Below are 15,424 nucleotides of genomic sequence, written 5' to 3'. Positions count from 1 at the left end.
ATTAACCGTTTTTATTTTTTGTCGCTTTATAAAGTTCCATCGCTTCCGGTAATAAGCGTTGTAAGTTTTCTTGACGGGATTCATCACTTGGGTGAGTAGAAGCTAACACGTCAAGCGCACCTTTAGAACCACCAGAGGCTTTAGCCATTTTTTGCCATAAGCCAGGCGCGACTTGAGGATTGTAACCTGAGCGAGCCATTAACATGAGACCCACTTCATCTGCTTCAGTTTCTGCACTACGAGAGTAAGGTTTATCTAAAGCAAAGTCTTTCGTGAGTGTCACTAAATCAGTCACATCAGCCCCAACGACAACAGAGAGTGCTGTCCCACCAATAGCACCAGCAATGGCACTCATGGTGCCAAAGTTGGCTTTAGCTTTACCGTGTTCTTTTAAGGCGTGTGCCATTTCATGTCCCATTACAACGGCGATTTCATTATCGTTTAGTTGTAAGGTATCCACTAAACCTGTATAGAAAGCCATTTTCCCGCCAGGCATAGCCCAAGCATTGAGCTCTTTAGATTTAATGACATTAATTTGCCAGTTAAACTCTAAGCCTGTCTCATTCTCTTGGTTAGCATAAGGCACCATTTTATTAAAGACATGATGAATACGTCTTGCGGTACTTGATGTAGTATCAATCGCACCTTGTGAGCGAATTTTCCCCATTTCTTGTGTATAGCTGCTTGCTGCTTCTTGATTGATTGAGGCAGAATCCGCACAAGACGTGATAACCGCCCCTGCTAATACAGCAAAAGCAAAACTTTTGAGTTGTTTTTTCATAAATTATCCTTTTGTTGAGATGGCTGATTATATGAATTTATTGCGTTTTGTCGATACAAAAAGATTGTCTTTTAAATTTGTACTACTATAATAGTGCAAAATTATATTCTAGGACTTTACTATGACAATAAAAAAATCTCCTTCTTTATTAGGCGGCGCCATGATTATTGCAGGTACCGCAATTGGTGCAGGTATGCTTGCAAACCCAACCTCAACGGCTGGCGTATGGTTTATCGGCTCTATTCTTGCTTTGGTTTACACTTGGTTCTGTATGACCACATCAGGTTTGATGATCTTAGAAGCCAACTTACATTATCCTACCGGCTCAAGCTTTGACACCATCGTAAAAGATTTGTTAGGTAAAGGCTGGAATATTATCAATGGTCTTTCAGTTGCTTTTGTTTTGTATATTTTGACTTATGCCTACATCACTTCAGGCGGTGGTATTACACAAAACTTGCTTAACCAAGCTTTTGGTTCTGCTGAAAGTGCGGTCGATATTGGACGTACTTCTGGATCCTTAATTTTCTGTTTTATTCTTGCGGCTTTCGTGTGGCTTTCCACTAAAGCTGTGGATCGTTTCACCACTATATTGATTGTTGGGATGGTAGTCGCTTTCTTCCTTTCTACCGCAGGTTTATTGAGCTCTGTAAAAACAGAAGTGTTATTCAATACTATTGCAGAAGGTGATCAAACTTATTTACCTTATTTATTGACCGCACTTCCTGTTTGCTTAGTGTCTTTTGGTTTCCATGGAAATGTACCGAGTCTCGTCAAATATTACGATCGCGATGGTAGTCGTGTAATGAAATCGATCTTTATTGGTACAGGCTTAGCCTTAGTGATTTACATCTTATGGCAGCTTGCGGTGCAAGGTAATTTACCACGTACAGAATTTGCCCCCGTGATTGAAAAAGGCGGCGATGTATCAGCATTATTAGAAGCATTACACAAATATATTGAAGTGGAATACATTGCGGTTGTATTGAATTTCTTTGCTTATATGGCTATTGCAACCTCATTCTTAGGGGTAACGTTAGGTTTATTTGATTATATTGCCGATTTATTTAAATTTGATGACAGCTTATTAGGCAGAACAAAAACCACATTGGTAACATTCTTACCTCCACTATTGTTAAGTTTACAATTCCCTTATGGTTTCGTGATTGCCATTGGTTATGCTGGATTAGCTGCAACTATTTGGGCTGCAATCGTGCCAGCACTGCTTGCTAAAGCAAGTCGCCAAAAATTCCCAAATGCGACTTATAAAGTGTATGGAGGTAATTTTATGATTGGCTTTGTGATCTTATTCGGTGTGTTAAATATTGTGGCACAAGTAGGCGCAAACTTAGGATGGTTTGCAAGTTTCGCAGGATAAGTTTTCGCGTTAATATTGTAGGGGCGTATCGAATACGCCCTTTTTAATTTTACATAGGAAACGAGATGAGTAACCAAACGAGCGTTTATGATAAAGAAAACTTCTTTGCGCTTTATCAAAAACTTCGATCTAACCCAATCAGTCTCAATGAAATAGTGGAAAAGCCGACTATGCTTTCCCTGTTACCTGATTTACAAGGAAAAAAATTGCTCGATCTAGGTTGTGGAACTGGCGGACATTTGCAACTCTATTTAGAACGCAATGCGGAGAGAGTAGTAGGAACAGATCTTTCAGCTAAAATGCTAGAGCAAGCTGAACAAGATCTGCAAAAGCGCGGTCAATTTTCTGGACGTTTTTCGTTATATCAGTTACCGATGGAAAAATTAACGGAATTGCCAGAAAGTGATTTTGATGTCATTACCAGCTCTTTTGCTTTTCATTATATTGAGAATTTTCCCGCTTTATTAGCGATGATAGCCAATAAGCTTAAGCCTAACGGCACATTAGTTTTTTCCCAAGAGCATCCGATTACGACTTGCCATAAAGAAGGGGAACGCTGGGAAAAAAATGAGCAAAAACAGCAAGTCGCTTATCGTTTAAATCATTACCGTGATGAAGGATTGAGAGAGCGAAATTGGTTTCAACAACCTTTTAAAACGTATCACCGCACGACGGCAACGATTATTAATGATTTAATTGCCGCAGGTTTTCAAATTGAACAAATGGCTGAACCAATGTTAGCCGAGCAGCCACAATGGCATGATGAATTTAAAGATTTGCTGCATCGTCCCCCTTTATTGTTTATTAAAGCAAGAAAAGTGATGAATTTAACAAAATAAACTGGTTTTTGACCGCACTTTATGGTATAAATCGCACCGCTGTTTTTGGGTTTCAAAAGCAGCGTTTTTAATTATTAACAACACACACATATCATTAAGGCTTAATCGGGGTGCCAAACGGTCGATTAGCTGATATGTGGAGGCTCAACCCCAACAAAAGGAAAATATTATGGCACAAGTTTCAATGCGCGACATGATCAACGCAGGCGTACACTTCGGACACCAAACTCGTTACTGGAATCCACAAATGAAACCTTTCATTTTTGGTGCTCGTAATGGTGTTCACATCATCAACTTAGAAAAAACTTTACCTTTATTCAATGAAGCTTTAGCGGAATTAACCCGTATCGCTAGCAACAACGGTAAAGTATTATTCGTTGGTACTAAACGCGCGGCTCAAGAAGCAGTACAAGCTGCAGCATTAGACTGTCAACAATATTACGTAAACCACCGTTGGTTAGGTGGTATGTTGACTAACTGGAAAACTGTTCGTCAATCAATTAAACGTTTAAAAGATTTAGAAACTCAATCTCAAGACGGTACTTTTGACAAATTAACCAAAAAAGAAGCGTTAATGCGTACCCGTGAGATGGAAAAACTTGAATTAAGCCTTGGCGGTATCAAAGATATGGGCGGCTTACCAGATGCGTTATTCGTTATCGGTGCAGACCACGAACATATCGCGGTTAAAGAAGCAAACAACCTAGGTATTCCTGTATTTGCTATCGTTGATACTAACTCAACTCCAGCTGGCGTAGATTTCGTTATCCCAGGTAACGATGATGCGACTCGTGCTATCCAACTTTACGTTTCTGCAGCTGCAGCAGCGGTTAAAGAAGGTCGTGGTAACGAAGCTCAAGTTGCTGAAGAATTAGCAGCTGACGCAGAATAATTTAAGTTTTGCAATAAGGCGAAGCCCTTAATAATCAAACGATTAATTGGCATAGGGGCTAAAATTTAGCCCCTATATTTTTATCTAAAAGTGCGGTCAAAATAAATCGCATTTTCGACAGAGGATTTTTAAAATGGCTGAAATCACAGCATCATTAGTAAAAGAACTTCGTGAACGTACCGGTGCCGGTATGATGGAATGTAAAAAAGCATTAGTTGAAGCAAACGGTGATATCGAGTTAGCAATCGACAATATGCGTAAATCTGGTCAAGCTAAAGCAGCTAAAAAAGCAGGCCGTGTTGCAGCTGAAGGTGTTATCCTTGCTCGTGTAGAAAATGGTTTCGGTGTATTAGTTGAAATGAACTGTGAAACTGACTTCGTAGCAAAAGATGCTGGCTTCTTAGGTTTAGCAAACGAAGTAGCTGATTTCGCAGCAGCACACAAAGGTACCACTATCGAAGCGTTACAAGCACAATTTGAAGAAAAACGTGCTGCATTAGTGGCTAAAATCGGTGAGAACATGAACATCCGTCGTGTTGCTTACTTAGAGGGTCAAGTTATTGCTCAATACTTACACGGTGCTAAAATCGGTGTGTTAGTTGCGGGTGAAGGTTCAGCTGATGAACTTAAAAAAGTGGCAATGCACGTAGCGGCATCTAAACCAGAATTCGTGAACCCAGAAGATGTACCTGCAGAAGTAGTTGAACACGAACGTCAAATCCAAATTGATATCGCAGTTAACTCTGGTAAACCAAAAGAAATCGCAGAGAAAATGGTTGAAGGTCGTATGAAGAAATTCACTGGTGAAGTTTCATTAACAGGTCAACCATTCGTCATGGATCCTTCTGTATCTGTAGGTGACTTCTTAAAATCAGTAAACACTTCAGTGTCTAACTTCATCCGTTTAGAAGTGGGTGAAGGTATCGAGAAAAAAGAAGAAGATTTTGCAGCTGAAGTTGCAAAAATCACTGGCGGTAACGCTTAATTTTCTCCATTGAGGTATAAAAAAAGCCGATATTCAATATCGGCTTTTTTGTTGTCTTAAATTTGAGATGCTTTATTTCTTTGGACTAATATCGATTGCAGGGTCTGCATCTTTACGATATTTTTCTTCAATCATTTTTTTCAGTCCATAGTCATCTTTGTCAGCTTGTTCAGAGAATAAATCTTCTTCTAATGTGAGCTTCGGATTTTTAATCCCTATCCAATTAGCAATACCTTCTAAGAAATTCAAACCAGATTTAAAGGCTTTGTATTCTTTACGTGCCGTATCATCAGATGAAATCTTAAAGAGCGGAATATTATGATGTAATTGACTGTGACAGTTTTGGTTAAACAAGGTGACGCCATGTTTATCATCTTCCTGATGACATAAACCATGATCTGAAAAATAAATCATTGAGAAAGTGCGGTGTGTTTTTTGCTCGTTTTCTTTGAGGGTTTCATACACTTTCTTAATAAAATCATCGGTTTTCTTAATGGATGAAACATAGCAATTTAAGTACTCGTTCTTTTTCTCAATGTCATTATCATTGAAAATTTTCGGATAATCTTCAACGCGATCGCAAGCAAGAGGATGTGAACCATAAATGTGTAACACAATAAAGCGTTTACCTTGCGTTGGATCTTCTAAAACTTGGGCAAATTTAGGAATTAAATCAAAATCGCTGTAGTTTGTAGAATTAAAGCTACCGCCTTTTTTCAGGAAAATGGTTTCATCAGATTTTGATGCAAGCGAAGCAACTGGCGTGTCATATTCACCTAAGAAACCTTGATTAGAAAGCCAGTAGGTTTTTACGCCCGCGGACTTAATCAGATCCACTAAGCTTAAATCATAGTTAGGTTCCCATTTTTCTTTGTCAGGTAAAGTTAACATTAAGCGCAATGAGGCGACAGTGTTGGTTCCGGCAGATGTCATCCCATCAATAAGTGTGCCATTTGTTGATGACATGAATGGCGTGTCATTAACAGGATAGCCATAAGCATGTAAGTAGTCTTTTCGCGCACTTTCACCCAAAATAATCACATAATCTTGGTATTTAGAATTTTCTAATGTGGATTGTCCCCAGCTGCTTTCCTGTGACATTTTTTTTAATTTTTGCCATTCATTAACAATTTGTACACTCGAATCTATCGTTTCTTTTAATGGCGCAGCAATCGGTAAGTTATAGCCAATCAACAGGGTGGCGAGGGCAATGAATGTTTTATTGCGATAAAATTTCACCCCAAATTTGACCGCACTTTTGTAATGTAAAAAGACTAAAACTGGAATAGCTAATGCTGCTAAATAGCTGCTCACAGGGATTTGCATGAGAAACTCTTTGGTCTCTAACATATCTGTCGCGAGAACCGATGCAATATATTGGTAGCTTGGCGCACCAAAATTTAAGCCTGTCGGCGTATAAATTGCGTGTAAGCAAACTAAGGGTAATAAAATAAAATAGAAAGATTTTCGGCTGCTACTTAATAAAATAATGAAAATAGCCGTGAGTAAAATCAGACTAATAGACGGCTCAGGAAACATCCCTGAACCACGTAAAATCAAATAACCGGCAGCAATGGCACAAGCCAAAGAAAAAAGTGCGGTTAAAATTTGTGAGGTTTTTGAAATCTTCATAAAGTTTACCTATAAAATCAAAACGGCGATATTTTATCGCACTTTCCTGACCAATTTCCATTTTTAACTTTTTCGCTCTTTTGCTAGAATAGGCCAAATTTTGTAACCGACAAAGGAAAAGACAAATGAGCCAACCAATTTACAAACGTATTTTATTGAAATTAAGTGGTGAAGCATTACAAGGGGATGAGGGCTTCGGTATTGATCCTTCAATTCTTGATCGTATGGCGTTAGAGATTAAAGAATTAATTGAAATGGGCGTGGAAGTTGGTGTTGTGCTCGGTGGTGGTAACTTATTCCGTGGCGCAAAATTAGCTAAAGCTGGCATGAATCGTGTAGTGGGCGACCACATGGGGATGCTTGCAACTGTGATGAATGGCTTGGCAATGCGTGATGCGCTTCACCGTGCAGATGTGAATGCAAAATTAATGTCTGCATTCCAATTAAATGGTATTTGCGATACCTATAACTGGTCTGAAGCGATTAAAATGTTGCGTGAAAAACGTGTCGTAATTTTCTCTGCAGGTACGGGGAGCCCGTTCTTTACTACAGATTCTGCGGCATGCTTACGCGGTATCGAAATTGAGGCGGATATCGTTTTAAAAGCGACTAAAGTTGATGGTGTGTATGATTGCGATCCAGCAAAAAATCCTAATGCGAAGCTATATCATAAATTATCTTATGCCGAAGTGATTGATAAAGAATTAAAAGTAATGGATTTAGCCGCATTCACACTTGCGCGTGACCACGGTATGCCAATTCGTGTATTTAATATGTGTAAACCAGGTGTGTTACGTAAAGTCGTACTTGGTACAGAAGAAGGCACAACGATTAGTTAATTTTTTAAAGAATAAAATGGCGAGAGACTATCTCGCCTTTTTTATGAATAAATTTATTCAAAACTCCCTAAAAATCCAGTAGAATCACTGTGTTTTATCTTTATTTATTTAAAAGGACAGATGAATGATTAACGAAATTAAACAAGATGCTGAAGCTCGTATGGAAAAAAGCCTCGAAGCGTTGCGTGGACATATTGCAAAAATCCGTACAGGTCGTGCTCAACCTAGCTTATTAGATGCGATCCAAGTGGAATACTATGGTGCAGCGACCCCACTTCGTCAATTAGCTAACGTGGTTGCGGAAGATGCGCGTACTTTAGCGGTAACAGTATTTGACCGTTCTTTAATCAGCGCAGTAGAAAAAGCAATTTTAACGTCTGATTTAGGTTTAAACCCATCTTCAGCAGGTACAACAATTCGCGTGCCTCTTCCTCCATTAACTGAAGAACGTCGTCGTGATTTAATCAAAATCGTAAAAAGCGAAGGTGAACAAGGTAAAGTCGCGATTCGTAACGTACGTCGTGATGCAAATGATAAAATCAAAGCATTATTAAAAGACAGAGAAATCAGTGAAAACGATCAACACAAAGCAGAAGAAATCATTCAAAAAGTGACTGATAGTTATATCAAAAAAGTGGATGAGATCTTAGCTGATAAAGAAAAAGAATTAATGGATTTCTAATTGTCGAACCATGTTTTGGGGCAGACCAAGTGTCTGCCCTTGTTCTATTCTGATGAAGAAATAAAAGCACAAAGTGCGGTCGAAATTTTATGCAAAAACAAAATCTTGTTATTTTAGGATCAACGGGTTCTATTGGTCATAGCACCCTTTCAGTTATCGAACATAACCCCGACAAATACCATGCCTTTGCGTTAGTGGGGGGTAAAAATGTTGAGACAATGTTTGAACAATGCGTGAAATTTCAACCGCACTTTTCCGCACTAGATGATGAAAATGCAGCAAAGGTATTGCGAGAAAAATTAGCTTCACATCACATTAAAACGGAAGTCTTAGCTGGACAGAAAGCCATTTGTGAGTTGGCAGCACATCCAGACGCTTATCAAGTTATGGCGGCGATTGTTGGTGCGGCGGGATTATTGCCGACCCTTTCTTCGGTAAAAGCAAGTAAGAGAGTCTTGCTTGCGAATAAAGAATCGTTAGTGACTTGTGGCCAGATCTTTATTGATGCAGTGAAGCAGTCAAAAGCAAAATTATTGCCTGTTGATAGCGAGCATAACGCGATTTTTCAATCTTTACCGCCTGAAGCACAAGAAAAGGTTGGGTTCTGTCCTTTGAAAGAATTGGGCGTCAGTAAAATTGTCTTAACGGGTTCTGGTGGCCCTTTCCGTTATACGCCATTAAACGAGTTTGAACATATTACTCCCGCACAAGCCGTCGCTCATCCAAACTGGTCAATGGGTAAAAAAATCTCCGTGGATTCTGCCACGATGATGAATAAAGGGTTAGAGTACATTGAAGCCCGCTGGCTCTTCAATGCATCGGCTGATGAAATGGAGGTGATTATTCATCCTCAATCTATTATTCATTCAATGGTGCGTTATGTAGATGGTTCGGTCATTGCTCAAATGGGCAATCCAGATATGCGCACGCCCATTGCGGAAACCATGGCTTATCCAAATCGTACAGTCAGTGGTGTGGAACCATTAGACTTCTTTAAAATCAAAGAATTGACATTTATCGAACCTGATTTTAATCGTTATCCAAATTTAAAATTAGCGATCGAGGCTTTTGCAGAAGGGCAGTATGCGACAACTGCTATGAATGCAGCAAATGAAATTGCAGTACAAGCCTTTTTAGATGGCTATATTAAATTTACGGATATTGCGAAAATTAACCAAGCAGCGGTTGAGCAAATGCCATCTTCTATAATTTCAAGCATTGATGATGTATTATCCGTAGATAAGCAAGCACGTGAATTAGCCGCTTCACTGATTAAAAAGTTAATGTAGAATACACCAAAGTGCGGTCATAAAATCCGAATATTTTAGAATGAAAGAACTTGATAACAATAATATTCCCGAACACGTTGCCATCATAATGGATGGTAATGGGCGCTGGGCGAAACAACAAAATAAGCTGCGTATTTTTGGCCATACAAATGGGGTGGCGGCTGTTCGCCGTGCGGTGAGTTATGCACGACAAATGGGTGTTAAATTTTTGACGTTATATGCATTTAGCAGCGAAAACTGGAATCGTCCCGAGCAAGAAGTGAGCGCTTTAATGACGCTCTTTATGCAAGCGCTTGATCGAGAAGTTAAAAAATTACATAAAAATAATATTCGTTTAAAGATTATCGGTGATGTTTCTCGTTTTAGTGAAAAATTGCAAGAGAAGATCGCAAAAGCAGAAAATTTAACGGGAAATAATACCGCACTGACTTTAAATATTGCAGCGAATTATGGTGGTTGTTGGGATATTGTTCAAGCGACTCAACAGTTAGCTGAAAAAGTAAAAAATAATGAGATTTCGGTGACTGATATTAATGAATCACTTTTCCAGCAACATTTAGTCACACAAGATGAGCCGCCGGTTGATTTGTTAATTCGGACTAGCGGTGAGCAACGCATTAGTAATTTCTTACTTTGGCAAATTGCGTATGCGGAATTGTGTTTTTTAGATGTGCTTTGGCCGGATTTTAGTGAAAAAGATTTTAATCAGGCAATTGCCTGCTATCAACAACGTCATCGCCGTTTTGGCGGGACAGAATAAGCGGAGAACTTATGCTTAAAGAACGTGTATTATCAGCCATTGTGTTGATTGCTTTGGTATTATGTGCCTTGTTCTTATTTACCCCATTTTATTTTGCCCTAGCCTTAGGCTTTGTGGCGACGCTTGGTATTTGGGAGTGGGCTCAATTTGCTCGTTTTAAAAATCCTTTGGCGCGCCTTTGTATCGCTGCATTTTTAGGCGCATTTATCTTCCTTTGGCTTTATAACGAAGGAAATTATTTAGATGCGGGTCGAGTGTTTGAAAACTATTTGCCGTTGTTATTGCTAAACTCTGTCGGTTGGTGGGCACTTGCATTAGTATTAGTGGTGACTTATCCAAGCTCAGCGAAGTTTTGGGGAAAAAATATTCCTTTACAACTCCTGTTTGCTTTTTCTACGTTGATTCCTTTTGTGGCAGCAGTCTTACGTTTACGCTTAGATAATTATACTGCAGATCCACATCATGGTTTATTCTTATTGCTTTATGTGTTTGTATTGGTATGGGCAGCTGACTCAGGTGCCTATTTTGCGGGACGAGCTTTTGGTAAGCACAAACTTGCACCGAAAGTATCACCTGGGAAAACATGGCAAGGCGTATTTGGTGGTATGATCACTGCAGCTGTATTGGCTTTTGTATTTATCCATTTCTCAGGTGAAACCTTATTAGGTAGTCGTGCAATGAGTGGTTTTATTGTGCTTTCTGTGGCAACAGTGGCTATTTCTGTATTGGGTGACTTAGCCGAAAGTATGTTTAAACGTGAATCAGGGATTAAAGACAGTAGTCAATTAATTCCAGGCCATGGCGGTATTTTAGATCGAATTGATAGCTTAACGGCAGCAGTACCATTTTTCACATACTTCTATTTCTTTGTGTTATAGGATCGAACATGTCGTTTTTGTGGTCGCTTGGCTCATTTATTGTTGCAATTGCCGTACTGGTTGCTGTACATGAATACGGTCACTTTTGGGCAGCAAGAAAGTGCGGTATTAAAGTTCATCGTTTTTCGATTGGCTTTGGTAAAGTGATTTGGCGACGTACAGATAAATTAGGCACAGAGTTTGCTATTTCAGCTATTCCGCTTGGCGGATATGTCAAAATGCTTGACGGGCGAAATGAAGAAGTTCCCGTAGAATTAAAATCGCAGGCATTTGAAAGTAAATCTGTTGCTCAACGTGCTTTTGTGATTGCTGCAGGCCCTTTGGCTAATTTTATTTTTGCGATTTTGGCATATTGGGTCATTTATGCCGTTGGAATTCCGAGTGTTAAACCGGTTATTGAAAACATAACACCCAATTCTCCGGCTGCAATGGCTCAAGTTGAACCGAATAGCCAGATTTTAGCAATTGATGGAAAGAATACACCCGATTGGGAAACCATTAATTTATTGCTCACTGATAAGTTAGGTTATGATTCTGTTGAACTCACATTAACGCCTTTTGGTGAAGACCAACCTTATCAACGAACCATTAATCTGCAAAATTGGACATTTGAGCCAGATAAAGAAACAGCATTTGAAACACTAGGGATCAATCCCGTTTCAAGTAAAGTGGAGATGACATTATCAAAAGTGGTGGAGAACTCACCGGCTGAAAAAGCAGGCTTGTTGGTTGGCGATAAAATTTTGGCAGAAAATTCGACCGCACTTGATTGGAAAGCTTTTGTCGCACTGGTACAACAAGGTCAGCCTTTTACAATCAAGATCGAACGTAATCAAGAAATTTTTGACAAAACCTTGCAACCTGAGAAGAATCGAGAGGGTAAATGGTTTGTTGGGTTAAGTCCGACGTTCTTAAAAGTTGGCGAACAGTATCGAACTGAATTAAAATATGGTATTCTTGATGCCTTACAAAAAGGTGTGGAAAAGACAGGCCAAATTTCTTGGTTTATTGTGAAGGCAATCGGGAAATTGTTTAGTGGAGAGCTTTCATTTTCCAGTTTGGCGGGGCCAATTTCAATTGCCCAAGGTGCAGGTGCATCTTCTAACGCGGGGGGGATTTATTTCTTAAGTTTTCTCGCGTTGATTAGTGTTAATTTAGGCATAATGAATTTATTTCCGTTGCCAGTTTTAGATGGTGGACATCTCGTATTTTTGGCGGCGGAAGCTATCAAAGGAAAACCTGTTTCAGAACGGGTACAAAATTTAAGTTATCGTATAGGGCTCACAATTTTGTTAATTCAAACAATTTTTGTGCTTTTTAATGATTTCTTACGTTTATAACTATTGTTTTTTATAGGATAAAGTCGATGAAAAAACTTCTAATCGCAAGTTTATTATTCGGTACTACAACGAGTGTATTTGCGGCACCATTTGTAGCAAAAGACATTCGTGTTGACGGTGCTCAAGGAGACTTAGAACAGCAAATTCTAGCAAGTCTTCCTGTTCGTAGTGGTCAGCGTGTAACGGATAAAGATGTAGCCAATATTGTACGTTCATTATTCGTAAGTGGACAGTTTGATGATGTTAAAGCTTTCCAAGATGGCGACGCATTAGTTGTGAGCGTTATTGCGAAACCAATTATTTCTGAAGTGAATATTAAAGGTAACTCAGTTATTCCAACAGAAGCATTAAAACAAAACCTTGATGCAAATGGTTTCAAAAGTGGTGATGTCTTAAATCGTGCGAAATTAGAAGAGTTTGCGAAAACCTTAAGAGAACATTATAAGAGTATAGGTCGTTATAATGCGAAAGTTGATCCGATAGTGACAACTTTACCGAATAACCGTGCAGAAATTACACTTCAAATTGATGAAGATGATACGGCAAAACTTCGTTCTGTTACTTTTAATGGAAATGAAGCGATTTCTAGCAGTAAGTTACAAGAACAAATGGAACTTCAACCTGATTCTTGGTGGAAACTTTGGGGTAATAAGTTTGATGGTTCTCAATTTGATAAAGATATTCAAGCTATCCAAGACTATTACCAAAATAATGGTTATGCAAAAGCAAGAGTGACAAAAACAGATGTTCAGTTGAATGAAGAACATACAAAAGCAGATGTCACTATTGATGTAAGTGAAGGTGAAAAATACAATTTAAGTTCTGCTCGTATCGTCGGTAACTTAGGTGGTATGGCTGATGAATTACAACCATTATTAGGTGAACTTCACTTAAATGATACATTCAGTCGTGCGGATGTGCAAAATGTTGAAAGCTTAATTAAAGATAAATTAGGTGAACGTGGTTACGGTAGTGCAACAGTGAATACTGTACCAACTTTCGATGATGCGAATAAAACATTAGCATTAACCTTTGTGGTTGATGCGGGACGTCGTTTATCTGTTCGTCAAGTTCGCTTTGAAGGTAATACGGTTTCTGCAGATAGCACATTGCGTCAAGAAATGCGCCAGCAAGAAGGTACTTGGTATAACTCTCAATTAGTTGAGTTAGGTAAAGTACGTTTAGATAGAACGGGTTTCTTTGAGAGTGTAGAAAATCGTGTTGAACCAATTCAAGGTTCTAATGATGAAGTCGATGTCGTATATAAAGTAAGAGAACGTAATACCGGTAGTATTAACTTTGGTATCGGTTATGGTACAGAAAGTGGTATCAGCTATCAAGCAAGTGTGAAACAAGACAATTTCTTGGGAACAGGTGCAGCGGTAAGTTTAGCCGGTACACGTAATGACTACGGTACAAGTGTAAACTTAGGTTATACAGAACCATACTTTACTAAAGATGGCGTAAGTTTAGGTGGAAACGTATTCTATGAAACTTATGACAACTCGAAAAGTGATACTTCATCAACCTATAAGCGTACGACTTATGGCGGTAATGTCACATTAGGATTCCCAGTTAATGAGAATAACTCATATTACGTGGGATTAGGTTATACTTACAATAAAATTAGCAACTTCGCGTATGAGTACAATCGTGATTTATACATGAAGTCAATGAATTTGACTGGAAACTCAATCAAAACTAATGATTTTGATTTCTCATTTGGTTGGAACTACAACAGTCTAAATCGTGGCTATTTCCCAACTAAAGGGGTGAAAGCAAATCTAGGTGGTCGCGTAACCATTCCAGGATCTGACAATAAATATTATAAATTAAGCGCTGAGCTTCAAGGTTTCTACCCATTAGATCGTGATCACCGTTGGGTGTTATCAGGAAAAGCAACCGCCTCTTATGCAAATGGCTTAGGTGGTAAACGTGTTCCGTTTTATCAACTTTATACGGCTGGTGGTATCGGTTCATTACGTGGCTTTGCTTACGGTGCGGTAGGTCCTAATGCGATTTATCAAGACAAATATGGTCAATGGTATCAAAGCACTGATGTCGTTGGTGGTAACGCGATGGCTACAGCAAGCGTGGAACTTATTGTGCCAACTCCATTTGTTGGAGATAAAAGTCAAAATAGCGTAAGAACCTCATTTTTCGTTGATGCAGCTAGCGTTTGGAATACAAAATGGAAATCAGATAAAGAAGGCTTAAAATCATCTCCGATTTATGCAACATTACCTGATTACAGTAAAGCAGGTAGAGTTCGTGCTTCAACTGGTGTTGCTTTCCAATGGCAATCACCAATTGGACCATTGGTATTCTCTTACGCGAAACCAATCAAAAAATATGAAAATGATGATGTAGAACAATTCCAATTTAGTATTGGTGGTTCTTTCTAATAAATTGAACTTTTATATTCTATTTAAGTCAAAATCTTTGTTCTGTGTCAGTGAGTTAGCTGACACAGAAAAATTTACTCAACTAATTTAAGGAAATTCAAATATGAAAAACGTACTAAAAGTTACCGCACTTTCTTTAGGTCTTGCACTTGCATCAGGTTTTGCTGCTGCAGATGAAAATATCGCATTCATCAATGCGGGTTATTTATTCCAAAATCACCCAGATCGCCAAGCTGTAGCTGATAAATTAGATGCTGAATTTAAACCAATGGCAGATAAACTTGCTGCAAGCAAAAAAGAAATTGATGATAAAATCGTGGCATCTCGTAAAAAAGTAGAAGCAAAAATTGCAGCGTTACAAAAAGATGCACCTCGTTTACGTCAAGCTGAAATTCAAAAACGCCAAGACGAAATTACTAAATTCGGTTCAGATGAAGAAGCTGCATTAAGTAAATTAATGGAAGAGCAAGATAAAAAAGTGGCAGAGTTCCAAGAGTTAAACGAAAAACGTCAAACTGAAGAGCGTGGTAAATTATTGGAAAGCATTCAAGTTGCAACGAATAATTTAGCTAAAGCTAAAGGTTATACTTATGTTTTAGATGCAAACTCTGTCGTATTTGCGGTAGATGGTAAAGATATTACTGAAGAAGTATTAAAATCTATTCCTGCAACTGAGAAAGCCGCTCCAGCAAAAACTGAAGAGAAAAAATAATAGGTTCTCATA

14 protein-coding genes are annotated in these 15,424 nt (G+C 38.7%); 12 read left to right on the top strand and 2 right to left on the bottom strand.

What is annotated here, in order from left to right; translation table 11 throughout:
* Window position 1: 1 nt before the first annotated feature.
* Window positions 2-781: a M48 family metallopeptidase gene (locus HMPREF2732_RS04940; protein WP_070591648.1), complete on the bottom strand. Its 780-nt coding sequence runs from the start codon at window positions 779-781 to the stop codon at window positions 2-4.
* 121 nt (window positions 782-902) lie between these two features.
* On the opposite strand from HMPREF2732_RS04940, the gene mtr reads away from it, so the two are divergent.
* The 4 genes from mtr to tsf all read left to right on the top strand — a co-directional run bounded on the left by mtr (window position 903) and on the right by tsf (window position 4,875).
* Window positions 903-2,159, top strand: coding sequence for a tryptophan permease (gene mtr, locus HMPREF2732_RS04935; RefSeq protein WP_049368915.1), 1,257 nt, complete (start codon window positions 903-905; stop codon window positions 2,157-2,159).
* 65 nt (window positions 2,160-2,224) lie between these two features.
* A complete protein-coding gene (locus HMPREF2732_RS04930; protein WP_070591645.1) occupies window positions 2,225-2,998 on the top strand; it encodes a class I SAM-dependent methyltransferase in 774 nt (257 codons plus the stop codon).
* A 169-nt stretch (window positions 2,999-3,167) separates the two neighbouring features.
* Window positions 3,168-3,890, top strand: coding sequence for a 30S ribosomal protein S2 (rpsB, locus tag HMPREF2732_RS04925; RefSeq protein WP_005698638.1), 723 nt, complete (start codon window positions 3,168-3,170; stop codon window positions 3,888-3,890).
* Window positions 3,891-4,023: 133 nt separating this feature from the next.
* Window positions 4,024-4,875, top strand: coding sequence for a translation elongation factor Ts (gene tsf, locus HMPREF2732_RS04920; protein WP_049373168.1), 852 nt, complete (start codon window positions 4,024-4,026; stop codon window positions 4,873-4,875).
* Between the two features lie 72 nt (window positions 4,876-4,947).
* On the opposite strand, the gene HMPREF2732_RS04915 is transcribed toward tsf, so the two are convergent.
* Window positions 4,948-6,507, bottom strand: a complete 1,560-nt coding sequence (locus HMPREF2732_RS04915; protein ID WP_070591643.1) for a phosphoethanolamine transferase — start codon at window positions 6,505-6,507, stop codon at window positions 4,948-4,950.
* Between the two features lie 125 nt (window positions 6,508-6,632).
* Between HMPREF2732_RS04915 and pyrH the strand changes: the two genes are divergently transcribed.
* From pyrH to HMPREF2732_RS04875, 8 genes are all read left to right on the top strand, one after another.
* Entirely contained in the window at window positions 6,633-7,346 is a 714-nt protein-coding gene (pyrH, locus tag HMPREF2732_RS04910; RefSeq protein ID WP_070591641.1) for a UMP kinase, read from the top strand.
* 124 nt (window positions 7,347-7,470) lie between these two features.
* Window positions 7,471-8,028, top strand: coding sequence for a ribosome recycling factor (gene frr, locus HMPREF2732_RS04905; protein WP_070591637.1), 558 nt, complete (start codon window positions 7,471-7,473; stop codon window positions 8,026-8,028).
* A gap of 89 nt (window positions 8,029-8,117) precedes the next feature.
* Window positions 8,118-9,317, top strand: coding sequence for a 1-deoxy-D-xylulose-5-phosphate reductoisomerase (ispC, locus tag HMPREF2732_RS04900; RefSeq protein ID WP_070591635.1), 1,200 nt, complete (start codon window positions 8,118-8,120; stop codon window positions 9,315-9,317).
* 40 nt (window positions 9,318-9,357) lie between these two features.
* Window positions 9,358-10,077 carry a polyprenyl diphosphate synthase gene (gene uppS / locus HMPREF2732_RS04895; RefSeq protein ID WP_070591633.1) on the top strand — a complete coding sequence of 240 codons (720 nt, stop codon included), beginning with the start codon at window positions 9,358-9,360 and terminating at the stop codon, window positions 10,075-10,077.
* An 11-nt stretch (window positions 10,078-10,088) separates the two neighbouring features.
* A complete protein-coding gene (locus tag HMPREF2732_RS04890; RefSeq protein ID WP_070591628.1) occupies window positions 10,089-10,955 on the top strand; it encodes a phosphatidate cytidylyltransferase in 867 nt (288 codons plus the stop codon).
* Window positions 10,956-10,963: 8 nt separating this feature from the next.
* Complete coding sequence (gene rseP, locus HMPREF2732_RS04885) at window positions 10,964-12,295, top strand: sigma E protease regulator RseP (RefSeq protein WP_070591626.1); 1,332 nt, start codon at window positions 10,964-10,966, stop codon at window positions 12,293-12,295.
* Window positions 12,296-12,321: 26 nt separating this feature from the next.
* Complete coding sequence (bamA, locus tag HMPREF2732_RS04880; protein WP_070591623.1) at window positions 12,322-14,700, top strand: outer membrane protein assembly factor BamA; 2,379 nt, start codon at window positions 12,322-12,324, stop codon at window positions 14,698-14,700.
* 103 nt (window positions 14,701-14,803) lie between these two features.
* Window positions 14,804-15,412: an OmpH/Skp family outer membrane protein gene (locus tag HMPREF2732_RS04875; protein ID WP_070591619.1), complete on the top strand. Its 609-nt coding sequence runs from the start codon at window positions 14,804-14,806 to the stop codon at window positions 15,410-15,412.
* Window positions 15,413-15,424 lie beyond the last annotated feature (12 nt).

The sequence above is a fragment of the Haemophilus sp. HMSC061E01 genome (assembly GCF_001810345.1).
Classification (GTDB): Bacteria; Pseudomonadota; Gammaproteobacteria; order Enterobacterales; family Pasteurellaceae; genus Haemophilus_D.
This window is presented reverse-complemented; position numbering and strand designations above follow the sequence as displayed.

Excerpts from the sequence above, each read along its gene's own strand:
- HMPREF2732_RS04915 (WP_070591643.1), bottom strand. The coding sequence starts at position 6,507 with ATGAAGATTTCAAAAACCTCACAAATTTTAACCGCACTTTTTTCTTTG.
- rseP (WP_070591626.1), top strand. The coding sequence starts at position 10,964 with ATGTCGTTTTTGTGGTCGCTTGGCTCATTTATTGTTGCAATTGCCGTA.
- mtr (WP_049368915.1), top strand. The coding sequence starts at position 903 with ATGACAATAAAAAAATCTCCTTCTTTATTAGGCGGCGCCATGATTATT.
- HMPREF2732_RS04940 (WP_070591648.1), bottom strand. The coding sequence starts at position 781 with ATGAAAAAACAACTCAAAAGTTTTGCTTTTGCTGTATTAGCAGGGGCG.
- pyrH (WP_070591641.1), top strand. The coding sequence starts at position 6,633 with ATGAGCCAACCAATTTACAAACGTATTTTATTGAAATTAAGTGGTGAA.
- rpsB (WP_005698638.1), top strand. The coding sequence starts at position 3,168 with ATGGCACAAGTTTCAATGCGCGACATGATCAACGCAGGCGTACACTTC.
- uppS (WP_070591633.1), top strand. The coding sequence starts at position 9,358 with ATGAAAGAACTTGATAACAATAATATTCCCGAACACGTTGCCATCATA.
- HMPREF2732_RS04875 (WP_070591619.1), top strand. The coding sequence starts at position 14,804 with ATGAAAAACGTACTAAAAGTTACCGCACTTTCTTTAGGTCTTGCACTT.
- frr (WP_070591637.1), top strand. The coding sequence starts at position 7,471 with ATGATTAACGAAATTAAACAAGATGCTGAAGCTCGTATGGAAAAAAGC.
- HMPREF2732_RS04930 (WP_070591645.1), top strand. The coding sequence starts at position 2,225 with ATGAGTAACCAAACGAGCGTTTATGATAAAGAAAACTTCTTTGCGCTT.
- HMPREF2732_RS04890 (WP_070591628.1), top strand. The coding sequence starts at position 10,089 with ATGCTTAAAGAACGTGTATTATCAGCCATTGTGTTGATTGCTTTGGTA.
- bamA (WP_070591623.1), top strand. The coding sequence starts at position 12,322 with ATGAAAAAACTTCTAATCGCAAGTTTATTATTCGGTACTACAACGAGT.
- ispC (WP_070591635.1), top strand. The coding sequence starts at position 8,118 with ATGCAAAAACAAAATCTTGTTATTTTAGGATCAACGGGTTCTATTGGT.
- tsf (WP_049373168.1), top strand. The coding sequence starts at position 4,024 with ATGGCTGAAATCACAGCATCATTAGTAAAAGAACTTCGTGAACGTACC.